We start from the raw sequence: 23,772 nt of genomic DNA on the forward strand, positions 1-23,772 counted from the left end.
TCTTTATGATAAAATAACTACAGTGGTAAAGTCACAAGGGGGAGGGTGTCTTTTAAAATTGATTAATAAATTTAGAGGTAATAAGGGGTTAATTTTTAATATATTGAGTTTATTAGTATTATTTATATACTTTAGTCTAACTTTGACAAATCATAATGTTAATAAAACTACTCAAATTCTAATTCTACTTTTTCTTTTTGTATTTGAGATACTGTCGATATATGAATTAAGTAAATCTAGGTCTTGTATTGGTAAAGAGAAATGTAAAAATATATTAAAAATTCAAGGAGAATTTACGAGAAAATTAAAAAACTTGAATAGAGAGCAACGACATGATTGGATGAATGTTTTGCAAGTTATATATGGATATTTGCAATTAGGCAAATATGATATGGCAATTAAAAAGATAAATGATTTATCAAAAATAGCATTAAGTATCAGTAAAGTGTATAAATTAACAATAACATCGATTTGTTTACTATTAGAAAGAAAAATTAAAGAGGCGTATAATAATGGAATAATATTTGTATTTAATGTAAATAATTTTAGTCAAGTTTCTTACCGTAAAGTAGATAATTTAAGAAATATAACTAAAAGTTTAGAATATGTTATAGATAAAATTTTAGAATGCAATAAATATGATTATAGAGAAATAAATATAGAGATTTCAGAGTATATAGACAAACTTGAAGTTATTATAAAAGGTAAGTTTGATTTAGAAAATAAAAATGAGTTTTTGCATAATGTTGATATTAGTGACGATTGCATTAAGTACAGGATTGATTTAGTTGGTATAACTGAACTAACTTCTACATAGATTTAATTATATCTTGGTTAAGATAAATTCATATAGATTTGTTTATAATATAAATATAGTTGACACATTTAATTGAATTGGTATAATGAAATTATTAATATTTAAGTAAGGATGATGATTATGTTTGTGGATGTTGCAAAAATCTTTGTAAAAGGTGGGAATGGAGGACACGGAGCAGTTGCATTTAGAAGAGAAAAATATGAGCCATCTGGAGGACCAGCAGGTGGAGATGGTGGAGATGGCGGAAATGTTATTTTAGAAGTCGATGAAGGAATAAGGACATTAATGGATTTTAGATATAGACGTCACTATAGGGCCGAAAATGGCGAAAATGGAAAATCTAAGAAGCAATATGGTAAAAAAGGTAAAGATTTAATTTTAAAAGTTCCACCAGGAACTATAGTAAAAGATATAGAAACTGGTGTAGTTATAGCAGACCTTACTAAAAATGGAGAAAGGTTCATTGTTGCAAGAGGAGGACGTGGTGGTAGAGGTAATGCTAAGTTTGCTACATCTACAAGACAGGCCCCTCGTTTTGCAGAAGCAGGCGAAAAGGGAGAAGAAAGATGGATAACATTAGAACTAAAACTTTTAGCAGATGTAGGACTAGTAGGATTCCCTAATGTAGGTAAATCTACGTTGTTATCCACTTTAACAGATGCTAGACCTAAAATCGCAAACTATCATTTTACAACATTGACGCCAAATTTGGGTGTTGTTAGAATTTCAGATGATAATAGTTTTGTTATAGCAGATATTCCAGGTTTAATTGAAGGAGCACATGCAGGTGTAGGTCTAGGACATGAGTTTTTAAGACATGTTGAGAGAACAAGACTATTAGTTCATTTAATAGATGCATCTGGTTTAGAAGGAAGAGATCCAATTGACGATTTCTATAAAATTAATGAGGAATTAAAGAAATATAGCCCTAAACTTGCAGATAAGCCTCAAATTGTTGTAGCTAATAAAATGGATTTGCCCCAGGCAAGAGAAAATTTTTCTAGGATCAAAGAAGAAATGGATAAACTTAGGCTTGAATTAATTCCAATCTCTGCTGCTACTTCAAAGGGATTAGACGAGCTCAAATATGCAATATGGAATAAACTTAAGGAAATTGGAGACCCAGAACCGATAGTTGAAGTTGTAGAAGATATTAATTTTTATGAATTTAATAAAAATAAAAATAAAGTTATTGTAAAGAAAGAGGGAGATAAATATATAGTAGAAGGTGATCCAATAGAGAAACTAATTAATTCAACTAATTTTGATGATTTAGATTCATTAAGGCATTTCCAAAAAGTTATGAGAAAGCGGGGAATCGTTGATGAATTGAAGAAGTTAGGAATAAAAGATGGAGAGATAGTTAGTATATGTGGTTACGAATTTGAATTTTTTGATTAAAGAGATGGAGGGGCAATAGAATAAATGGAGTGTTTTAACTGTGGAAATTGTAATTTAAACGAATCAACATATTATTGTATAGCAAAAGGAGAAATAGTAATAAATTCTAATTACAAACCACAAGAGAAAATTAGAAGTGGCTGGAAAAAAGGTAACAAAGATTATGAAATTCATAGAAGAAAGTCAAAGAAGGAAATAGAAGTATAAGGAGTGGTTTGGTGCTTACAGGCAAACAAAGGAGTTATTTAAAAAGTATAGCTAATGGTTTAGATCCAATTATTCAGATAGGAAAAAATGGTATATCTGAAAATTTAATAAAACAAATAGATGATGCTTTAGAAGCTAGAGAGATTATTAAAGTTAAAATATTAAATAATAGTTTATTAGAAACAAAAGAGACAGCTAATGAAATTGCAAAATTAACTAATTCAGAATTTGTACAGAGTATAGGAAATAAGTTTGTTTTATATAGAGAATCTAAAGAAAGTAAAAAAATAGAGCTTCCATAATATGAATAAATATATATAACCCTGGATAAAATATTGAAAAAACGGGAGGGTTATATATGGATAATAGAATGGATAAGAATAATTACGTAAAGAAAAGCACTGTTGCTGATAATGCAATAAAGGAAGCTCAAAACATTACAGGTGTTGTTGTAGGTGAGTTTCCAAACATACCTGGATTAATAAGCAAAAATATAACAAACATGAATGATAGTAGAAAAGGGAGATTGGAATAATAGGCCAATCTCTTTGCTTTTTTTGTGAAAGGGGTGATACTATGGAAAAAAGAAATTTAAAACAATTAGAAAGATTATTTGATAGTGGCTTTAAGTGTATAAAATATGAAAATGGGGAAAATGGTGAATTTAAAGCATATTTGAAAAATTTTGAAACTGAAAAGATAGATACAATAGTTTCTAGCGATGAAAATGAAATAACTAAGATGAAAGAGTTAATTGATGAAAATAGCTTGTATTAAAAGGTACCTTTAATATGGTACCTTTTTTTTATATTTGAATAAGATATATTGAGAAGATATAATAAAAAATTTGAAAGGTGATGGTATGAGGAGATTTAAACAATATACTATAGAGCAAATTGAAATGTTTTTAGATAAATATGAATTCAAAAGACAAATTTATGAAATACATTTTCATCATACATGGAAACCAACTAAGGAAGATTATGTACAAGCTGAAGATAAAGAAAAGATTATTCTAGGCATGTGGAGATATCATACCGAGGTAAGAAGATTTATTGATATAGCTCAACATTTCACTGTAGCACCAGATGGAACAATATGGGATGGAAGGGATTTAGAGAAAAGTCCTGCATCAATATATGGCAGAAATAATGGTGCAATTTCTATTGAACATATCGGTAATTTTGATGAAGAGAAATTAGAAGGCATACAGTTAGAAGCAAGTGTTAGACTAATAGCTGCAATAATTCAAAATATAAAAAATAAACAGGATAGAGTGCCGACTTTGGTATTTCATAGAGAATATAGTGATAAAACATGTCCAGGCCTGCTTGTTGATAAGGGGGAAATATTGAAACTTGTTAATGAAAGATTGAAGTATAACATGCCATTTAAGGATGTAACTCCTGATATGTGGTCATATGAATATATTAAAAGAGCAGCAGAGTTAGGTTTAATTAAAGGTGATGGTGAAGGGAATTTTAAACCTAAGGACTACTTGACTAGAGAACAGGGTGTTGCATTAATTATGAGATTATATGATTTGTTGAAGGGGGAAGACTAATGGAAACATTAATAATAATTGTAATCACGTTTATAGCTGGAATTGCAGTTGCTAAGTTAATACCTTATATAAAAGATTTTAAAGTTACTTCGGAAGAAAAGGCAAAAGTGCAAGAAATATTAATTGATACTGCTAAAAATATATTAGAAGTTGCTAATACAAAAGATAAAGAACAGCTTATATTGGCTATAACAAATATAACTTATAGAGAGCTTGAAAAAGAAAATATAAAAGGTTTTACTAAAAAAGATATCGAACTTATGGCTAGGATTATAGTAGATAAATTAGAAGCTTTATTTAAAACTAGGAATTGATATTCCTAGTTTTGTTCATAAATAATTGTGATAAGAAATATTTGACTTATGTGTTTATTTAAAATAATATATAATATCATAACTTAAGTAAGAGGTGTAATAAATGGATATTGATACGTTTGCTGAATTAGCATTTAAAAACAAAAATAATGAAAAAAATATAGAATGTAGAGGACTTAAAAGAATTGGAATAATGGGAGGTACTTTTGACCCAATACATATAGGACATTTAGTTATAGCAGAAGAAATTAGAAATGAGTTTGAATTAGATAAAGTTATTTTTATTCCAGCAGGAAACCCTCCTCATAAAGATAATAAAAAAATAACTTCTGCTAGACACAGATATATAATGACGTTATTAGCTACGATTTCAAACCCTTATTTTGAAGTATCTACTATAGAAATAGAAAAAAAAGAAACTACATATACTATCGACACTATTAAAATGTTAAGAAAAGTATGTAATAATGCAGAGTTATATTTCATAACCGGTGCAGACTCTATTTTCGAGCTTCATACTTGGAAAAGTATTGGTGAATTATTAAAGCTATGCAATTTTATAGCGGCAACTAGACCGGGATTTGAAATGGCTAAGCTTGAGAGCAAAATACAAGAAATAAAAAATGAATATGGTGTAGAAATATATACTACGATGGTGACATCTTTACAAATATCATCTACTGAAATAAGAGATAGAATAAGAGATGGTAAAACTATTAAGTATCTTGTGCCTGAAACAGTAGAAAGATATATTTATAAAAATAAATTGTATAGGTAAATAACTATAGGAGGGATGTACTATAATACACGAATTAAAGAAAAAGCTAAAACACTATATTGATGAGGAAAGATTTATACATTCCATTGGGGTTATGGAAACAGCAGAAAAACTTGCTGATGTTTATGGATGTGATAAATACAAAGCACGACTTGCTGGTTTGATTCATGATTGCGGTAAACTTAAGAATGATAGAGAATTATTGAAAATGGCATTTGAATTTGGTATAATTCATGATGATGTCAAAGATGTTAATATTGCTTTACTTCATGGTCCTTTGGGTGCAGAAATAGCAAAATATGAATTTGGAATTGAAGATTTAGAAATATTAAACGCAGTAAAGTATCATACTACTGGTAAAGAAAACATGAATTTATTAGAGAAAATTATTTATATAGCAGATTATATTGAACCTAATAGAGATTTTCCATCAGTAGAAATATTGAGAGAATTAGCTTTTTTAGATTTAGATAAAGCAGTGCTGATGGCAATGAATAATACGATAAAATATGTTGTAGACAATGGATGGATATTAGATATTAAAACTGTGCAGGCGAGAAATTTTTTACTTAAGAGAATCTAAAGAAAAAGTTTAAAAAATACATAGATTATAACAGCTAGGAGGTTTGATGTAGTGACAAATATAGATAATAGAATATCAGTAATTTTAGAAGCTGCAGACAACAAAAAAGCTTTTGATATCAAACTTTTAGATATATCAAATATAACAACCATAGCAGATTACTTTATATTTGTAAGTGGTAATAATGAAAGACAGGTTATAGCGATAGCGGATGAAATTGAAGATAAAATGTATCAATTAGGATATGATGTAATTAGTAAAGAAGGGTATAGAGAAGGTAGATGGGTATTGCTTGATTTCGGCGATATAGTAGTGCATGTTTTTCATAAAGAAGATAGAGAATTTTATAATTTAGATAGACTGTGGATAGATGCTAAAGAAATTGATATTGACAATATAATTTAAATTTATCTATAATAAAGTAAATAGAATAAGGATTAAATAAAGAGTAGTAGGTAAATTAGGTTATTTCAGAGAGTCAGTGGTTGGTGCGAACTGGCATAACCGTTTACTGAACTTGCTTTATGTGAAAATGGTTGGTCTCCGTTATAGGACCTACGAGTGGGCTTACAAGCCAATTAGGGTGGTACCGCGGGATAACTTCTCGTCCCTAAGCAATTAGGGATTAGAAGTTTTTTTATTATATAATAGTTTATTATTAGTAATAGCCTATAAGATGATGGCTGTTAGCCATTTATAAAAAAGTGAAGGAGGGGTATGATGGCTTACAATTTTAGTAGAATCGAGAAAAAATGGCAAGAAATATGGGAAAATAATAATGCTTTTAAAGCTAGTGAAGATGAAGCTCAAAAATATTATGTACTAGAAATGTTTCCTTATCCATCTGGTAAAATACATATGGGTCATGTACGTAACTATTCAATAGGGGATGTATTTGCAAGATTTAAAAGAATGAGAGGTTTTAACGTATTACATCCTATGGGGTGGGATGCGTTTGGTCTACCTGCTGAAAATGCAGCTATAAAACATGGTATACATCCTAACAAGTGGACATTAGAAAATATTGATGAAATGAAAAAACAATTAAAGAGATTAGGGCTTAGTTATGATTGGAATAGAGAAGCGACTACTTGTTTACCAGATTATTACAAATGGACACAATGGTTTTTTATACAACTATATAAAAGAGGATTAGCTTATAAGAAAAAATCATCTGTAAATTGGTGTCCTTCTTGCGAAACTGTATTGGCTAATGAGCAGGTTGTTAACGGAGCTTGTGAAAGATGTGATACGCCTGTTGGAAAAAAAGAACTAGAACAATGGTATTTTAAGATTACTGATTATGCAGAAAGATTACTTGAAGATATAAAAGAGCTTGATGGTTGGCCAGAAAAAGTTAAAATAATGCAGAAAAATTGGATTGGTAAGAGTGAAGGTGCTGAAATAGATTTTGAAATTAAAGATTACGATAAAAAATTAAAGGTTTTTACAACTAGACCAGATACAATTTATGGCGTAACTTATATGGTAATGGCACCAGAACATCCATATATAAATGAACTAGTAAAGGGAACAGAGTACGAAGAAGAAGTACTTGAATTTAAAAAGAAAATGGAACATGTATCAGAAATTGATAGAACCTCAACAACTGCAGAAAAAGAAGGAGTTTTCATAGGAAGATATGCTGTAAATCCTGTTACTAAAGAAGAAATACCTATTTATATTGCTAACTATGTATTAATAGACTATGGAACTGGTGCTATTATGGCTGTACCAGGTCACGATCAAAGAGATTTTGAATTTGCTAAGAAATATAGCATACCAATAAGACCTGTAATAAAACCAGTTGATGGAGATTTTGATGAGGATGATTTAAAAGAAGCATATATTGGCGAAGGTGTAATGATAAACTCTGATAAATTCAATGGTTTAGATAATAGAACTGCTAAAATTAAAATAACAAAATATATTGAAGAATTAGAAGTTGGAAAAGCTACTGTAAATTACAGGCTTAGAGACTGGTTAATTTCAAGACAGAGATATTGGGGTACGCCAATACCTATAGTATATTGTGATGACTGTGGAATAGTACCTGTTAAAGAAGAAGATCTTCCAGTAAAGCTGCCAACAGATGTAGAATTTACAGGTAAAGGACAGTCTCCTTTAACAACAAGTAAGGAGTTTATGTATACTAGCTGTCCGAAGTGTGGTAAAAAGGCAAGAAGAGAAACCGACACTATGGATACTTTTATTGATTCTTCATGGTATTTCTTAAGATATACTGATCCAAAAAATGAAAATGAACCATTTAATAAAGATAAAGCGAATTATTGGATGAAGGTAGATCAGTATATAGGTGGAGTAGAGCATGCTATATTACACCTTTTATATTCTAGATTCTTTGTTAAAGTATTATATGATATGGGACTTTCACCAGTAAATGAACCTTTTAAAAATCTGCTTACACAGGGTATGGTACTTAAAGATGGAGCAAAAATGTCTAAATCTAAAGGTAATGTAGTAAGCCCAGAAGTAATAATTTCTAATTATGGTGCTGATACTGCAAGGTTATTTGTATTATTTGCGGCTCCACCTGAAAGAGATTTAGAGTGGAGTGACCAAGGTGTAGAAGGATGTTATAGATTCTTAAACAGAGTATATAGGTTAGTAGAAGAGTTAAAAGGAGTATATAATAATAAGTGTGAAATCAATATTGATAAATTAAATAAAGCTGATAAGAATTTAAGATATGTTTTACATTCTACAATTCAGAAGGTGACTATTGATGTAGAAGATAGATTTAACTTTAATACAGCTATAAGCAGCATTATGGAACTTGTTAATGAAATATATAAATATAAGGATAATACAGAATCTAGTGACTATAAGAGCGCTATTCTAGCAGAAGCAATTGATAATCTAATATTATTATTAGCACCTTTTGCTCCACATTTAACTGAAGAACTTTGGAATTCAGTTGGCAATGAAGGAAGTGTGCACCAGCAAAAATGGCCTGAGTATGATGAAAAAGCTATAGTTAAAGACCAAATAACAGTAGTAATTCAAGTAAATGGAAAAGTGAGAGATAAAGTCGAAGTTGATGCTAATATTGATAAGGAAAGCTTAGAAAAATTAGCATTAAATAGCGAAAGAGTTAAAAGCTTTATAGATGGCAAAGAGGTTAAAAAAGTTATAGTTGTGCCTAAAAAATTAGTTAATATAGTTGCAAAGTAAAATAAAGAGGAGGAGTGGAAATGGATAAAAAAGTAATTTCAACTGATAAGGCGCCTAAAGCTATTGGGCCTTATTCTCAAGGGATAGTAGCAGGTAACATGATTTTTACATCAGGTCAACTAGCTATTAATCCAGAAACAGGTGAACTTATTAAGGATGATATAAAGAAAGAGACAAGGCAAGCTCTAGAAAATTTAAAAGCTGTACTTGAAGAAGGTGGCGCAACTTTAAATGATGTAGTTAAAGTTACTCTATATATTAAGGATATGAATCAATTTGGCAAAATAAATGAGGTATACGAAGAGTATTTTTGTGAAAATAAACCGGCAAGATCTTGTATTGAAGTTGCTAGATTACCTAAAGATGGCAATGTTGAAGTTGAAGCAATAGCTATAATTTAATACAAAAAATATTAGAAGCTGCGATATCGCAGCTTCTAATATTTTTTCTAATATTTATAACGGTTATTATAGCTAAAAGTAATTTCTCTTCTTAATCTTCTTCTTTTAGTTCTCTTATATCTCCTATAACCGATAAATATTCGCCATATTATAAACAATACAATAAACCAAAACCACCATTTTTTAAATAATGATTTCCCATTCGTTGTTTCGACAACTCTAATAATTCCTTTTTGATTTATTTCCATTGCAGATACAATATTTGCAGTTGCAATTACTTCACCATCTAATTTATATTCTATTCTTCCAATTACTTGATCTTTTGTGATTGGGGCAGTGATTTTATCAGGTAAAATTATGTTTTTTTCTATGTCATTTTCTCTTCCTACAGGAATTATAGAAAAAACAGATTTATTTATTATACCAGTAACAAAAGGCTTGTCCCCTTTTATGACATCAATATTTTTTATAAATTCATTTTTAAAAGATAATTGTTTTGTAGTAAAGTTATTAAAACCATAATTTAAAAGTTTATGTGTATCTACATAAACATTAGTTCCCTTTGCTTTAAGAACTACACTGATTAATCTTAAATCTCCTCTCTTAGCTGTTGCAACAAGACACTGTTGTGCTGCGTATGTGTATCCTGTTTTAATTCCATCTGCTCCGTCATATTTTATATTTACTGTTTTACCATCTACAACTATTTTATTACCAGGGCCTGTTCCATAAAGTAGTCTGTTAGCTGATTTTAAATATCTAGGTTCATCTTTTTTATTTGTAGGTGGTATTGTATATTTGTAGTTTTTTACAATGTTTCTAAAAGTATCATTCTGCATTGCGTATTTAGCCATCATTGCTAAATCATACGCTGTAGTTGTATGGTTTTTATCTGGTAGTCCATGAGGATTTGTAAAATGAGTATTTTTAGCACCAATTTCTTTAGCTTTCTTATTCATTAATTCTGCAAAATTTTCGGTAGAACCTGAAATGTATTTTGCAATTGTTGTTGCAGCGTCATTAGCAGATTCTATTAACAATGCATATAATAGGTCTTTTAAAGTTATCATTTCTCCAGGTTCTAAAGCTATGTGACTTCCACTTATTTCATAAGGTGTTTTATCATCAATAACTACTGTATCATCAAGATTTCCATATTCTAAAGCTAAAATTGCTGTCATAATTTTTGTAGTACTAGCTGGGAACATTGGTTTATTTGCATTTTTTTCATATAATATTTTACCAGTTTTAGCATCAATCAATATAGCAGCTTCTGCTGAAATATCTAATTTTTTATCTGCATAAGATAATGCAGGTGTGTTTATTAGTAAAAAGATTGTTGCAAATAGTGCTATGATTTTTCTCACAGATATCACCTCAGTCTATGTTTTTTAAAGAATTACGATTTAATCAACTATATTATAGTATAGCAGAAATTATTTTATTTTTTAAGGTATACATTGTTTTAAAATATATATTTTTGCTTTTTAGGACTTTAGCAGTAGAGTTATATTGCAATGTAAGGAATATAATTTCCTATGGATTAGAACAAAATTTTCAATTTAAACAAATTAAGGAAGATTTTGATGAAATCCATTACGGAAATTATATTTTAAGTTATCCACAATTTAATGAGAAATATAATTTCCTATGGATTATAAAAAAAGGATTTTTTTAGAATATATAGAATAAGATATTATTAATTTAGTTTTTTAACAGTTAAGTATAAAACCGATATGATAGGAAATGGGGGATATCGTTGTGAAAAAATTTCTTGTTTACCTATTAACTATAATTTTTATATTATCAGCATTAACGGGATGTGGGGGTGTTACTAGTACAGATTCTGAGAAAATTGATAAAAGTATGACTGGAATGAGAGATTATTCTCATAAGGTATTGTATGGAGATGAAGTTGTAGTAGTTTATGGAACAATAGGCAGTAAACAAGATACTGCTGTTTTGTATAATTTAGCTAAGTCATATAGTCAGGGATTTCAAAAAGAAATTAGAGACAGATTTATTATTAAAAGTGATGTTGAAGTTAATGAAGATGACATAAAAAATAGGCATATCATTATATTAGGAAATCCTGAAACAAATCAACTTTTTGAAAAAATAAACGAAAAGCTTCCTATGAAAGTAATAGATGGAAGTCTTGTAGTTGGCGATAAAGTTTTCAAAGATGAATCTGTTATTTTTAAATATCTTATACCAAACCCTTTGAACAAGAAAAAATATTTGATTGTTAATGGAGCATTGAATAAAAAATATTTGCCTTACATATTGTATGTATCAACACCTTCGAGAAACGCAGAATATGTTATTAAAGTAAACAAAAACGAAAAATATGTAGGAATGTTTGATAAAACTGATACACAGTGGCTTATAAATAAGATTGGCGAAAATTCTTGGAAGGATGATTTTAAAACTAAAGAAAGTGAACATTTTATTTTCCATTATAGTCCGTTAGACGATAATGTAGAAAAAAATATTAATAAAATAATTGAAGAAAGAGAGAAAACTTATGAAGAAATATCTAAAAAACTAAATATTAGTTATGATGGAAAGATAGACTACTATCTTTTTATGAGTGATAAAATAAAGAAAAGCTATAAACAGTGGGATGTTGATTTTTGGCTAGGGAATATATATGAAGTTTATAATAAAGAAAATGAAGATAGTGTTTATAAATATTTCATTTATAGGGTATTGATAGACCAAGTAGGATTACCATTAAGTAAATTTACACAATTAGGGCTATATGGTGCTTTAGATGTAGATTCAAAATATAGTGGGATAAATATTAAGGATGTTGTAAATTCTGATGATTATGTGCCGTTAGAATATTTAACTACAGGTTTATTAATAGATCGTAGTTTTAACAGAGATATAGTTTATCCTGAAATATTTTCTTTTGCAAAGTACCTTATAAACAAATACGGTTTTGATAAATATATGGAATACTATAAAACTAATTTATATGAAGAAATAGATAAAGCACTTTACAGCGTATATAAAAAGGATTTATATGAACTAGAAGGAGAATGGCTTGATTATATAAATGCTTTAGAGGGTGAAAATAGTGAAAAATAATTATAAATTTATAGTTTTAATTATAACTTTAATTATATTTTTAACAGGATGCGGGTCGTATATTGACCCGTATAATTTTAATAAAGATAATGCATATAAGCATATAGCTGAACTTTCATCAGATAAGTATGGAGGAAGACTGCCTGGTACAGAAGGAAATAAAATGGCACAGGAGTATATAGCAAAAGAATTTGAAAAAATAGGGCTCAAGCCAATAAATAGCAATGGAAGTTACTTTCAAACATTCAAGATTATTTCACCTTTTTTAAACAAACTAGTAAAATTTGAGGTTTTAGATAGAGAAGGTAATGTTATTAAGAGATATAAATTAAGAAAAGATTTTATTGAAAATACAAGAGACTACTCAAAAGGCGGTCAAGTTAGCGGCAAAATAAAGTATATAGGTTCATTAGATGATATTGAGACAGGTAAAGATAATATAGTACTATTCTATGACGACTTAAGAGATTTAGAAAAAGCCAAAATGTTAGTTGAAAAAGGTATTAAGGCTGTAATAAGACCCACAACTATGGATTTAAAAGGAAAAGAAAAGAATTTATTAATAAAAACTGTTTATATTGGGGAAAAGGCAGATAAAAAGGTTGAAGGCAAATTTATTGATATAGTAGTAAGAAAAGAAGTATTTAAAGAATTGGTTGATTTTAGTAATAAAGGATATAGTGTAAATATAGATATTAATTTAGTGTTTAAAGAAGTAGAAGTTTCAAATGTAATAGGTTATATTCCAGGAAATGATGAAAAGCTAAAAAAAGAAGTTATTCTTATAAGTGCGCATTTTGATCATGTTGGTACAGACCCTGACGGTTCGGTATTTAATGGAGCTTTGGATAATGCTTCAGGAACAGGTATGCTTTTAGAGCTAGCTAGAGCTATAAAAGAAAGTGGGAAAAAGCCAAAGAGAACTATAGTTTTTGCAGCATTTAATGGAGAAGAGAGTGGACTTCAAGGATCAAAATACTATGTATTTTCACGTCCATTTCCACTTATAGGTACTAAAGTTTTTAACATAGATATGATAGGCTCTAAAGAAAAAGTGAAACTTGAGATTGATACTTTCCCATCGCAGCAAAGAGGAACAGTAGGACAGCTTGTAAGTAGCGAACTAGTAGACAAAATAGTTAAGGTAGCAGAGAAACGCGGGATAGAGTGCAGTGTTGATTCATTTTCGAGTAATAGTGACCACTTAAGCTTTGATCTTAGAGGAATTCCAGCTGTTACTATAACACATCCAGCTGGCAATTTAATACATACAGTTGAAGATGATATTTCCAATATTGATAAGGAAAGATTAGGAGAAGCTGGAATGCTAATGCTTAGCTTAATAGATTATTTTGCTTTCAGTGCAAAGGATATAAGCAAAAATGTTATCTCTAAAGAACAGTTATATGCATTAAAAACTATACCTATTTATTTTTCAGCTATTTTCTTAATAGGTCTAGTATTTATATTTGCAGTTAAGTCAATAAATAAAAATGAAAAGTTAAAAAAGAAGCTTGGCCGAAGACCTATATTTACATCAATCTTAATAGTGGTAATGCTATTATCTATATTGATATACAATAGCAGCTATGAAGCAGAAGAAACAATTGCCGTAAAACCTCTGTTAAAACCTTGGGAAAATCAAGTGAAGGTTACAGGTGAAAATATTGAAAAAATATTAGATTTTCAAATTGATGATAATATTAATATTTTAGTAAAAGATAAAAAAGGAATTAAAATTATTGTACTAGATAAAGATGGTAAAGTTAAAGATGAAAAGCTTTTAAAAATTCCTTATGAAAAAAATAGTAAATATGTGTTAAGCGAAAATAAAGTTTATTATACTTATGAAAAAAATCTATTTTGTTTGACTAATGAATCTGAAGGATCGGAAAAAGTATTAGAAAACATAAATGATTTCGATATACTAGAAAATCAAGGTAAAAAGTATATCATTGCAAGTAGCAAAGATAAAATTATAGTAAAGTCTGAACAATGGGAAAATAATATCGAAGATAAAAATATTTTAAACGTTTTAGCTCAAGTAGACTATAAAGACAGGATATTTATTTTATATAAGCAAAAGGATAAAGGGAGTATTTTAATTAAATATGCTTTGCTTAATGCTGATGGTAAACTTAGCAAACCAGTTAAACTATACACTTTAAAAGAAGATTCTCAGCTAGCTTTTGGAATAGATAAAGCTAAAGGGTATATATTTTTTAAAGAACAAGAGGATTATTACTATTTAACTTTTTATTTGAGTAATAGAAAGAACATTATAGTCAAAAAAGAAAAAATAGAATTACACGATGCAGGAGGAGCTATAGCAAAAATTAAGGAAGTACCTACTATAGTTAATAATAAGGAAATAGATGGTATTGATTTATACATGACTATAAATGCTGAAAATCATCTAGGTAAAAATTATATATATTTCTTAAGCTTTTTTAATGGAAAACTTAGAAAAACTGATTTAATTTACGAAACTAAGAATAACAAAGTAATAAATTCAGTCATAGATACTGATAGGAAAGATATATATATAGCTTGGTTAGAAGGTAAAAATAAAAATATTTTAAAGGTATCAAGTTCAAGTGAGTATTTTGGATTTAATAGTTTTAAAAATCAATTTTTAGTAAGATCAAGTAGAATAATTCAAAACTTATTTTTAGCTTTTATTGTATTGCTGACAAAAATACATTGGGTAATACCAGGAGTTTTGCTTTTGATATTATTTAAGATTTTTAAGAAGAATGAATGGCTAGCTAACGGTAAAGCTATTTATATAGCTGCTTCAATTAATTTTATCAGTCAGATTGCTACATTTAAAATGCCAAGTTTGATAGGAATGAGGTATGAAAGCATAGTAGTTACATTTTTTATAGGAATTATTACTTTAGGATTAGTATTGTTTTATAGATATGAAAAAGGGAAAGTTTCATTCTTAAGATTATTTATAATATTTACAATTATAAACATGATATTTATCTCAACTTTATATGCTCCATATACTTTAAAAGATGGTTTGGAAAGACTAAATAGAACAGAAATGTTTAATAAAGAAGAATACTAAAAAAATAAAAATGATAATGTTAATAATGTTAAATGGATATGAGGTGATTTGATGGTTTCCTTTACAAAAAAGGAACAAATAGTTATACTTATACTAGTTATATCTATTATCTCAGTTATTTCGATAAAAATAATAAGAAGTAATGATATAAAGATAGATGAAGTAGGACAAGATATTAATGATATAGAAGATACAGAAAATGTTAGTACTTTAGAAAAGAATATTGGCGAACAAAATATAGATAAAACTATAATGGTTCATATAAGCGGTGAGGTTTATAAATCAGGATTAGTTATTTTAAAAGAAGGCGATAGAGTTATAGATGCTGTTAATGCAGCAGGAGGATTAAAGGAAGAAGCAGATCTAGACAGAATAAATTTAGCTAAAAAACTTGTAGATGAAGAAAAGATATACATACCTAAAAAAGGCGAAGAAAGTTTTATTAGCGATCCTGAAGAAAACGTTATAGTTAGTACAAATGTAAGCGCTGGTAAAGTAAATATAAATAATGCAAGTCTTAATGAACTTATGAAATTACCAAAAATAGGCAAAACGTTAGCATCCAGAATTATCGAATATAGAACTAAGAATAAATTTGATGATATAGAAGAAATAAAAAATGTTCCTAGAATAGGAGAAAAAACATTTGAAGCAATAAAAGATTTAATAACAGTTAAATAGTTGGGAGGATAAAGATGGCAGAAACACTTAAAAGACTTACTGAATTGACTAATAGTTCTGGCTGAGCTGCTAAAATAGGTCCTGAGACCTTGGCACAGGTTCTGTGTCAATTACCTAAAACATATGATGAAAACCTAATTGTAGGTATTGATACATCTGATGATGCTGCAGTATATAAAATTGATGAAAATACAGCAATAATACAAACAGTTGATTTTTTTACACCAGTAGTTGATGATCCATATACTTTTGGACAAATTGCAGCGACAAATTCATTAAGTGATGTATATGCTATGGGTGGAGAACCAAAACTAGCTATGAATATAATTTGCTTTCCAAATTGTCTACCTGCTGAGGTTATGGCAGAAATTTTAAAAGGAGGATATGATAAAGTTAAAGAGGCAAATGCACTTTTAATAGGAGGACATACTGTAGAGGATAATGAACCCAAATATGGTTTATCAGTAACAGGTTTTATCCATCCAGATAAAGTAATAAAGAATTGTAATGCAAAAGTAGGCGATTTATTAGTTTTAACTAAACCAATAGGTTTAGGTATAATAAATACAGCTATTAAAGCACAGATGGCAGATCAAAAAACATACAACGAAGCAGTAAAGGTTATGACTACGCTGAATAAAATTGGAAAAGACGCTATGATGAAAGTTGGTGTAAATAGCTGTACTGATGTAACAGGTTTTGGTTTAATAGGTCATGCATTAGAAATGGCTTTAGGTAGTGATGTTACGATAAAAATATTTAGTAGTAAAGTTCCTATTTTAGAAAGTGCAAAAGAATATGCAAAAATAGGATTAATTCCAGAAGGAGCATATAAAAACAAAAGCTTTGTAAATGATAGAGCATATATCAATGAAAATATTAAAGAGGAAATAAAAGATATATTATTTGATCCACAGACATCTGGAGGTCTTTTGATTTCGGTAGATAAAGAAAAAGCAGAAATGCTTATAAAAGAACTTAGAAATAATCCAGTAGATTATGCAATAATTGGAGAGGTTATTAGTAAAGAAAAATATCCAATAATAGTTGAATAAAGCTATAATATTTAAGAATGGATGGTGTATTATGAATAACAAAATCAACTTGTTTTCAATGCTTCCAAAAGTTGATGAATTACTATCTGATAATAAAATAAATAGTTTGATGGAAAAAATATCAAGAGAATATATTATTGAAACTATTAGAGAAGAGCTAAATATTATTAGAGAAGGCATAAGAAATGAGAAATACGATATAAATACTCTTAAAGAAGAAATAGAAAAATTACCTTTGATTATAGTGAAGAAAGCAACTAACAAGGCTAAACCTAATTTAAAAAGAGTAATAAATGCAACAGGGGTAGTTATTCATACGAATCTTGGTAGGTCACTTATAAGTAAGAGTGTTCTTAATAATGTTGTTGAAGTTGCTACCAACTATTCAAATTTGGAGTTTAACTTAGATAAAGGAATGCGAGGCTCTAGATACAGCCATATAGAAGAAATTCTTACTAAAATCACAGGAGCTGAAAGTGCATTAGTTGTAAATAACAATGCAGCTGCAGTGATGTTAGTTTTAAGTACATTGGCAAAGGATAAAGAGGTAATAGTTTCAAGAGGAGAATTAGTGGAAATAGGTGGTTCTTTTAGAGTGCCAGATGTAATGCAGCAAAGTGGTGCTAAGTTAGTTGACGTCGGCACAACTAATAAAACTCATTTGTGGGACTATGAAGATGCTATAAATGAAGAAACAGCTGCATTATTAAAGGTTCATACAAGTAATTATAGAATCTTAGGATTCACTTCTAGTGTAGAATTAGATGAACTAGTTGAATTAGGGGAAAAATACAATATACCGGTAATTGAAGATTTAGGAAGTGGAGTCTTAGTTGACTTATCAAAATATGGATTATGTTATGAACCTACAGTTCAAGATTCAATTAAAAAGGGCGTAGATGTTGTAACTTTCAGTGGAGATAAACTTTTAGGAGGACCACAAGCCGGAATTATAGTAGGTAAAAAGATTTATATTGACAGAATGAAAAAAAATCCATTAACTAGAGCGCTTAGAGTGGATAAATTTACTCTAGCAGCGTTAGAGCCTACCCTTAGCCTTTATCTTGATGAGAGTGAAGCTATAAAAAAAATTCCTACACTTAATATGATAACTATGTCTATGGGTGAGCTTAATGAAAAGGCTAAGATTATTTTTGATAAGATAAAGGCCAAAATAAATGATAAGTTAGAAATTAATATAGTTGACCAGTTTTCACAAGTTGGAGGAGGTTCATTACCTCTTGAAAAATTACCGACTAAAGCGATTGAAATAAGTTCACGTTTAATAGGTACTTCTGAACTTGAAAAAAGTCTTAGAATGTATGAAGTCCCTATAATAACTAGAATATACAAAGATAAGCTCTATTTGGATGTAAGAACAATACATAAAGATGAATTTGATATAATTGCTACTGCATTAAAAGTTACAATCGATAATTTAGATAAAGTCAAAAGCTGAGAACTTGAATTTTGTTTTTAGCTTTCTAATTTAACGAATAACGAATGACGAGTGACCAATCACGGTTTTAAAGGGGTGTTTATATGAAAAATGTTATTATAGGTACTGCTGGACACATAGATCATGGAAAAACAACTCTAATCAAAGCATTAACAGGTAGAGAAACTGATAGATTGAAAGAAGAAAAAGAAAGAGGAATATCTATTGAGCTAGGTTTTACATATTTTGATTTACCTAGTGGAAGAAGAGCAGGAATTATAGATGTTCCAGGACATGAAAAATTTATTAAAAATATGCTAGCAGGCGTAATTGGTATGGATATTGTAATTTTGGTTGTGGCAGCAGACGAGGGTGTTATGCCTCAAACTAAAGAGCATCTAGATATATTGAATTTACTAGATATTAAAAAAGGCTTAGTAGCAATTACTAAAGCTGATTTAGTAGATGAAGACTGGTTAAGTCTTGTAATAGATGATATAAGTAATCAGCTTAAAGGTACTTTTTTAGAGAACAGTCCAGTTATACCAGTATCTTCAACAAAAGGAATAGGAATTCGTGAGCTTATAGAAACTATAGATAAGCTTACAGAAGAAATAGAAGATAAAGATTTTACAGAAACTCCAAGATTACCAGTTGATAGAGCTTTTACAATATCAGGTTTTGGCACAGTAGTTACTGGTACTTTAATATCTGGTAAATTTAAAGAGGGTGACGAAGTTCAAATTTTCCCTGGAAATAAAACAAGTAGAATTAGATCTATACAGGTACACGGTAAGAATACTAATGAAGCTTATGCAGGTCAAAGGGTAGCAATAAACTTGGCTGGTATAAAGAAAAATGAAGTTGATAGGGGAAATGTGATAGCTCCTATAGGTTCTATGAAATCTACAATGATGTTAGATGCAAAATTACATTGTTTAAAAGATTCTAACAGAACTATAAAAAATCGTGCAAGACTAAGGTTATACTTAGGTACTAGCGAAATACTAACAAGAGCAGTACTACTTGATAGAGAAGAATTATATCCAGGAGAAAGTTGTTATGCTCAATTAAGGCTAGAAGAAGAAACAGTAGCTAAAAGAGGAGATAAGTTTATCATTAGATTTTATTCGCCTATGGAGACAATTGGAGGTGGCGAGATATTAGATTCTAATCCACCAAAAAGAAAGAGATTTGACGAAGCTATAATAAAGGAGTTTGAATTAAAAGAGAAAGGAAAGCCTATTGATATAGTTGAAAATTTTGTACATGAAAATAGTAGAAAATTTCCTAGTATAACAGATATAGCAAAGAATACTGTTATTCCTCAAGATAAAATAGAGTTATTAATAAATGAATTACAAGAAAAAAATAAAGTAGTCAGATTTAATTTATCAAATGATAAACATGTTATTCATAAGGATTACTTCTCTAAACTTACTAAAGATGTTATTGAAGAATTAAATACATATCATAGAAATAACCCTTTAAAATCGGGAATGCTAAAAGAGGAACTAAGAAGTAGATTACTAGGGCATGTTAAACCTAAATTGGGTGATTTAGTGATAAATAAATTGAGTGAAGATGGTATAATTAAAATTATATTTGATAAAGTTGCATTAAATGATTTTGTTCCTGAATTTAATGACTTGCAAAATGAAATAAAAAATGGGTTAGAAAGCATATATATAAATGGAAAGTATGCACCGCCTAAAAAAGATGAAGTAATATCTCAATTAAAATATAAAAAAGAAGAAGTTATACAAGTATATGATGCAATGATAGATCAAGGAATACTTGTTAAAGCAACTGATGAAATTACATTTCATAAAAAAGTATATGATGAATGTCTGGAGAAACTTAAAAAGTTTATTGAAGATAATGGCTCAATAACATTGTCTCAATTTAGAGATATATTAGGAACTAGTAGAAAGTTTGCTGTAGCATTATTAGAAGATTTTGACAGAAAGAAGATTACTAAACGCGTTGAAGATAAGAGGGTTTTACTATAAAATAGATAAAAAGAGAAAGAAAAAAAGGATTTTTGATGAATTTTGTAGAATCATTCCAATATAGACTGATTTTAAATAAACAATTTGAGGTGATAAGATGGGCAATCATATTTTAATAGTAGACGATGAGCCCTTGATGGTTAAAGGTTTAAAGTATAGCTTGGAACAGGATGGATATAAAATAGATACTGCTTATGATGGTAATGAAGCTTTAAGAAAAGCATTAGACAGTAGTTATGATTTAATTATATTAGATTTAATGCTTCCAGGAATTGATGGGCTCGAGGTATGTCAAAAAATTAGAGAAAAATCACAAGTACCTATTATCATGCTAACAGCTAAAGGAGAAGATATAAATAAAATTTTAGGACTTGAATATGGTGCTGATGATTACCTTACAAAACCTTTTAATATTTTAGAATTAAAAGCAAGGATAAAGGCAATTCTTAGAAGGGTAGTAGCTAGAGAAACAAAAATAGGTGAACAAGTTATTAAAGTTGATAATTTTACAATAAATACTTTAGGTAGAAAAGTAACAGTAAGAGGAAAAGAAATAAATTTAACAGCAAAAGAATTTGACTTACTTTTATTGCTTGCTTCAAATCCAGGTAAAGTTTTCAGTAGAGAAGAATTATTAGAAGTTATTTGGGGATATGAATATTTTGGTGATTTGAGAACTGTTGATGTGCATATAAGGAGATTAAGAGAGAAGATAGAGAAAAACTCCAGTCAGCCTGAATACATTTTAACCAAATGGGGAGTTGGTTATTATTTTAGGAACAGAGCATAAAAGAAAAAGATTTATTAGTATAAGGTGGAAGCTTGTATCCACCTATTTATTATTGGTATTAATGTCACAAATGATTATTAGTATTTTTATAAGTCAGAATATTCTAAACACCTATATACAAGAAAAACGTCAAGAAATATTAACTAAGTCTAATATTTTGTCTAATAGAATTAAGTTCTATTTACCAAATAACAAAATTCTAGTATTAGATAACCTATTAAAAACGCTTGTGGAAAACTATAGTAAAGAGATTAAAGCAAGAATAATAATAGTTGATAAAGATAACATGGTAAAAAGTGATTCAAACAATGAGTTTGAAGGTTCTAGATTATATCATTCGGAAATTCAAAAAGCACTTGCAGGTATAAGTAATTCAAATGTTTACAGTTTTAAAGAGTATGGGCATGTAATGTATGTAGCAGTCCCAATTATACTTGATGATGAAGTAATAGGAGCAACATTTGTATCAGTATCATTAAATGATATATATAATGTAGTCGATAGAATAAATAACAAACTAAGACTAATATCTTTAGCAAGCATAATCTTAGTAGCGATAATGAGCTTTATTTTTGCCGATTTTATAACAAAACCAATATCTGAAATGACTAAAGCTATAACTAAAATGGCGCAGGGGAATTTAGGACAGAAAGTTGAAATTAAGACAAATGATGAATTTAAGCAGTTAGCTAATGCTTTTAATGTTATGAGTACTAAACTAAGTCAAGTTGATAAACAGAGAAAGGATTTCGTAGCGAATGTTTCGCATGAATTAAGAACACCACTGTCTTCTATTAAATTACTTTCTGAGTCTTTATTACATCAAAAAGAAGTAGATGCTTTAGTTTATAGAGAATTTTTGCAGGATATAGACTCAGAAATAGATAGATTAAATAGCATAATTGACGATTTGCTTATCTTAGTTGATTTGGATAAGGAAAAATTAACACTTGACTTTAAAATAACATATATTAACTTTTTGGTAGAAAAGATAATTGCTAGACTTAAGCCTTTAGCTGACAATAAGAAAATAAGATTGGATTATATAGAAAAGGAAAAAATACAGATAAAGGTAGACACCAACAAAATACAGCAGGCTGTTATAAATATTATTCATAATGCAATTAAATATACTCCTGAAGGAGGTAGAGTAGAGGTAAAACTATACACTGAAGGTGATTATGTAGTGATTCGTGTTAAAGATAACGGGATAGGTATACCTAAAGAAAGCTTACCTCAAATTTTTGATAGATTTTATAGAGTTGATAAGGCTAGGTCAAGAAGTACTGGTGGTACTGGATTGGGATTATCAATTGCATATCAAATAGTAAGTTTACATCAGGGAACTATAGATGTACAAAGTGAATTAGGAAAGGGAAGTACATTTTATATTAAGATACCTATTGATTTGAACTTAGCTTAATTCGGAGGGTTTAAGATGAAAAGTAAAATCTTAATATTAGCTTTGATTTTTATTTTCTTTTTTACAGGTTGTTACGAGAAAAAAACGATATATGAAGAATTAAATAATTATCAGCCTATTAATCCCTTTCCTGAAAAAAATATTCATAATATAACTCTTTATTTTCCAAATAAGGATTTGAACTATTTAGTTCCTGAAATTAGAGAAGTTGATATAAGAGATCAGCCGATTGAAAAAATAATTATTGAAGAATTGCTAAAAGGAACTCAAAATGAAGAATTAACTAGTTTAATACCTCCAGAAGCAAGACTGATTTCAACAGATATTGTTGGCAAAGTTATATATTTGAATTTTTCAAAAGAATTAATAAAAGAAAGTATGAGTGAAAAAGAAGAAGCACTAGTGTTATATTCTATTATTAATTCAGCTGCACAGATTGAGAATGTGGAAAAAGTACAAATACTTATAGAGGGTGAAGCTAGAGAAGTATTTTATAAATATTTTACTATTGATAAACCTAAAGCGCCTAGTTCATTAATTATCAATAATAAATATGTTAGTCCAATCAGTACAGTTATAAAATATTATGATAACATTATTGATCAAAATTATATTGAAGTTGCTAATTTGTTTCATATTAATGGAGACAAAAATATAAATTATTATACTATGAAATCTTATTTTCAAGACTATTATGGTAATATTTCAAAATATTTAGTGAAAGAATATAAAATAAATAATTATGATAAATTTGTTGATATCTATGTAGTTTTAGAATTGTTCTATAATAACGATATGAATAAGAAAAGACAAGAGCAGGAGTTTATTTTAATTTTAAAAAATGGTAAATTTAAAATTAATGAAATATTGAACAAAAACTTTCTAATAAATATAAAGTAAAAAATACTTGAAAATATATTAAAAAGTAACTATAATTAATA

General features: G+C 28.7%; 23 protein-coding genes and 1 other annotated feature. Of the genes, 22 read left to right on the forward strand and 1 reads right to left on the reverse strand.

The window, feature by feature from the left end; translation table 11 throughout:
* Window positions 1–58: 58 nt before the first annotated feature.
* From TR13x_RS00475 to TR13x_RS00530, 13 genes are all read left to right on the forward strand, one after another.
* Complete coding sequence (locus tag TR13x_RS00475) at window positions 59–817, forward strand: Spo0B domain-containing protein (RefSeq protein ID WP_054869920.1); 759 nt, start codon at window positions 59–61, stop codon at window positions 815–817.
* 120 nt (window positions 818–937) lie between these two features.
* On the forward strand, window positions 938–2,218 hold the full coding sequence (gene obgE, locus TR13x_RS00480) for a GTPase ObgE (RefSeq protein ID WP_054869921.1): 1,281 nt from the start codon (window positions 938–940) through the stop codon (window positions 2,216–2,218).
* Window positions 2,219–2,242: 24 nt separating this feature from the next.
* Window positions 2,243–2,425: a hypothetical protein gene (locus tag TR13x_RS00485; protein WP_054869922.1), complete on the forward strand. Its 183-nt coding sequence runs from the start codon at window positions 2,243–2,245 to the stop codon at window positions 2,423–2,425.
* An 11-nt stretch (window positions 2,426–2,436) separates the two neighbouring features.
* Complete coding sequence (yhbY, locus tag TR13x_RS00490) at window positions 2,437–2,727, forward strand: ribosome assembly RNA-binding protein YhbY (protein ID WP_054869923.1); 291 nt, start codon at window positions 2,437–2,439, stop codon at window positions 2,725–2,727.
* A gap of 56 nt (window positions 2,728–2,783) precedes the next feature.
* Window positions 2,784–2,960: a hypothetical protein gene (locus TR13x_RS11080; protein ID WP_161802916.1), complete on the forward strand. Its 177-nt coding sequence runs from the start codon at window positions 2,784–2,786 to the stop codon at window positions 2,958–2,960.
* A 41-nt stretch (window positions 2,961–3,001) separates the two neighbouring features.
* Window positions 3,002–3,202, forward strand: a complete 201-nt coding sequence (locus tag TR13x_RS00495) for a hypothetical protein (RefSeq protein ID WP_054869924.1) — start codon at window positions 3,002–3,004, stop codon at window positions 3,200–3,202.
* Window positions 3,203–3,287: 85 nt separating this feature from the next.
* Window positions 3,288–3,989 (forward strand): N-acetylmuramoyl-L-alanine amidase, encoded by a 702-nt coding sequence (locus TR13x_RS00500; RefSeq protein WP_054869925.1) that lies wholly within the window; start codon window positions 3,288–3,290, stop codon window positions 3,987–3,989.
* Window positions 3,989–4,303, forward strand: coding sequence for a hypothetical protein (locus TR13x_RS00505; RefSeq protein ID WP_054869926.1), 315 nt, complete (start codon window positions 3,989–3,991; stop codon window positions 4,301–4,303). The genes TR13x_RS00500 and TR13x_RS00505 overlap by 1 nt, the downstream gene beginning before the upstream one ends.
* Before the next feature lie 103 nt (window positions 4,304–4,406).
* Window positions 4,407–5,081, forward strand: a complete 675-nt coding sequence (gene nadD / locus TR13x_RS00510) for a nicotinate-nucleotide adenylyltransferase (protein ID WP_082394722.1) — start codon at window positions 4,407–4,409, stop codon at window positions 5,079–5,081.
* Window positions 5,082–5,139: 58 nt separating this feature from the next.
* Entirely contained in the window at window positions 5,140–5,664 is a 525-nt protein-coding gene (gene yqeK, locus TR13x_RS00515; RefSeq protein WP_255351298.1) for a bis(5'-nucleosyl)-tetraphosphatase (symmetrical) YqeK, read from the forward strand.
* 51 nt (window positions 5,665–5,715) lie between these two features.
* Window positions 5,716–6,069, forward strand: a complete 354-nt coding sequence (rsfS, locus tag TR13x_RS00520) for a ribosome silencing factor (protein ID WP_082394723.1) — start codon at window positions 5,716–5,718, stop codon at window positions 6,067–6,069.
* Between the two features lie 30 nt (window positions 6,070–6,099).
* Window positions 6,100–6,279 (forward strand) — a binding site (T-box leader).
* A gap of 105 nt (window positions 6,280–6,384) precedes the next feature.
* On the forward strand, window positions 6,385–8,859 hold the full coding sequence (leuS, locus tag TR13x_RS00525) for a leucine--tRNA ligase (RefSeq protein ID WP_054869929.1): 2,475 nt from the start codon (window positions 6,385–6,387) through the stop codon (window positions 8,857–8,859).
* Between the two features lie 20 nt (window positions 8,860–8,879).
* Window positions 8,880–9,260, forward strand: coding sequence for a RidA family protein (locus tag TR13x_RS00530; RefSeq protein ID WP_054869930.1), 381 nt, complete (start codon window positions 8,880–8,882; stop codon window positions 9,258–9,260).
* Between the two features lie 47 nt (window positions 9,261–9,307).
* On the opposite strand, the gene TR13x_RS00535 is transcribed toward TR13x_RS00530, so the two are convergent.
* On the reverse strand, window positions 9,308–10,627 hold the full coding sequence (locus TR13x_RS00535) for a D-alanyl-D-alanine carboxypeptidase family protein (RefSeq protein WP_054869931.1): 1,320 nt from the start codon (window positions 10,625–10,627) through the stop codon (window positions 9,308–9,310).
* Window positions 10,628–11,021: 394 nt separating this feature from the next.
* On the opposite strand from TR13x_RS00535, the gene TR13x_RS00540 reads away from it, so the two are divergent.
* From TR13x_RS00540 to TR13x_RS00580, 9 genes are all read left to right on the forward strand, one after another.
* Entirely contained in the window at window positions 11,022–12,356 is a 1,335-nt protein-coding gene (locus tag TR13x_RS00540) for a hypothetical protein (protein WP_054869932.1), read from the forward strand.
* Window positions 12,346–15,432 (forward strand): M28 family metallopeptidase, encoded by a 3,087-nt coding sequence (locus TR13x_RS00545; RefSeq protein WP_054869933.1) that lies wholly within the window; start codon window positions 12,346–12,348, stop codon window positions 15,430–15,432. Before TR13x_RS00540 ends, TR13x_RS00545 begins: the two co-directional genes overlap by 11 nt.
* A 51-nt stretch (window positions 15,433–15,483) precedes the next feature.
* On the forward strand, window positions 15,484–16,113 hold the full coding sequence (locus TR13x_RS00550) for a helix-hairpin-helix domain-containing protein (protein WP_054869934.1): 630 nt from the start codon (window positions 15,484–15,486) through the stop codon (window positions 16,111–16,113).
* A 14-nt stretch (window positions 16,114–16,127) separates the two neighbouring features.
* The gene (gene selD, locus TR13x_RS00555; protein ID WP_082394724.1) at window positions 16,128–17,168 is read left to right on the forward strand and encodes a selenide, water dikinase SelD; all 1,041 of its coding nucleotides are present in this window, start codon (window positions 16,128–16,130) and stop codon (window positions 17,166–17,168) included.
* A gap of 31 nt (window positions 17,169–17,199) precedes the next feature.
* A complete protein-coding gene (gene selA / locus TR13x_RS00560; protein ID WP_054870436.1) occupies window positions 17,200–18,627 on the forward strand; it encodes an L-seryl-tRNA(Sec) selenium transferase in 1,428 nt (475 codons plus the stop codon).
* Window positions 18,628–18,710: 83 nt separating this feature from the next.
* Window positions 18,711–20,618, forward strand: a complete 1,908-nt coding sequence (selB, locus tag TR13x_RS00565) for a selenocysteine-specific translation elongation factor (protein ID WP_054869936.1) — start codon at window positions 18,711–18,713, stop codon at window positions 20,616–20,618.
* A 97-nt stretch (window positions 20,619–20,715) separates the two neighbouring features.
* Window positions 20,716–21,408, forward strand: coding sequence for a response regulator transcription factor (locus TR13x_RS00570; RefSeq protein ID WP_054869937.1), 693 nt, complete (start codon window positions 20,716–20,718; stop codon window positions 21,406–21,408).
* Window positions 21,380–22,831 (forward strand): ATP-binding protein, encoded by a 1,452-nt coding sequence (locus TR13x_RS00575; protein ID WP_242851703.1) that lies wholly within the window; start codon window positions 21,380–21,382, stop codon window positions 22,829–22,831. Before TR13x_RS00570 ends, TR13x_RS00575 begins: the two co-directional genes overlap by 29 nt.
* Window positions 22,832–22,846: 15 nt before the next feature.
* A complete protein-coding gene (locus TR13x_RS00580; protein WP_054869938.1) occupies window positions 22,847–23,731 on the forward strand; it encodes a GerMN domain-containing protein in 885 nt (294 codons plus the stop codon).
* The last annotated feature ends 41 nt before the right edge of the window (window positions 23,732–23,772 follow it).

Source organism: Caloranaerobacter sp. TR13, assembly GCF_001316435.1.
Lineage (GTDB): Bacteria > Bacillota > Clostridia > Tissierellales > Thermohalobacteraceae > Caloranaerobacter.

Bases quoted from the DNA above. Each gene is read 5' to 3' on its own strand.
- obgE (WP_054869921.1), top strand. From the start codon at position 938: ATGTTTGTGGATGTTGCAAAAATCTTTGTAAAAGGTGGGAATGGAGGA.
- nadD (WP_082394722.1), top strand. From the start codon at position 4,407: ATGGATATTGATACGTTTGCTGAATTAGCATTTAAAAACAAAAATAAT.
- leuS (WP_054869929.1), top strand. From the start codon at position 6,385: ATGGCTTACAATTTTAGTAGAATCGAGAAAAAATGGCAAGAAATATGG.
- TR13x_RS00550 (WP_054869934.1), top strand. From the start codon at position 15,484: ATGGTTTCCTTTACAAAAAAGGAACAAATAGTTATACTTATACTAGTT.
- TR13x_RS00500 (WP_054869925.1), top strand. From the start codon at position 3,288: ATGAGGAGATTTAAACAATATACTATAGAGCAAATTGAAATGTTTTTA.
- TR13x_RS00580 (WP_054869938.1), top strand. From the start codon at position 22,847: ATGAAAAGTAAAATCTTAATATTAGCTTTGATTTTTATTTTCTTTTTT.
- TR13x_RS00570 (WP_054869937.1), top strand. From the start codon at position 20,716: ATGGGCAATCATATTTTAATAGTAGACGATGAGCCCTTGATGGTTAAA.
- selB (WP_054869936.1), top strand. From the start codon at position 18,711: ATGAAAAATGTTATTATAGGTACTGCTGGACACATAGATCATGGAAAA.
- TR13x_RS11080 (WP_161802916.1), top strand. From the start codon at position 2,784: ATGGATAATAGAATGGATAAGAATAATTACGTAAAGAAAAGCACTGTT.
- TR13x_RS00485 (WP_054869922.1), top strand. From the start codon at position 2,243: ATGGAGTGTTTTAACTGTGGAAATTGTAATTTAAACGAATCAACATAT.
- selA (WP_054870436.1), top strand. From the start codon at position 17,200: ATGAATAACAAAATCAACTTGTTTTCAATGCTTCCAAAAGTTGATGAA.
- TR13x_RS00495 (WP_054869924.1), top strand. From the start codon at position 3,002: ATGGAAAAAAGAAATTTAAAACAATTAGAAAGATTATTTGATAGTGGC.
- TR13x_RS00505 (WP_054869926.1), top strand. From the start codon at position 3,989: ATGGAAACATTAATAATAATTGTAATCACGTTTATAGCTGGAATTGCA.
- TR13x_RS00530 (WP_054869930.1), top strand. From the start codon at position 8,880: ATGGATAAAAAAGTAATTTCAACTGATAAGGCGCCTAAAGCTATTGGG.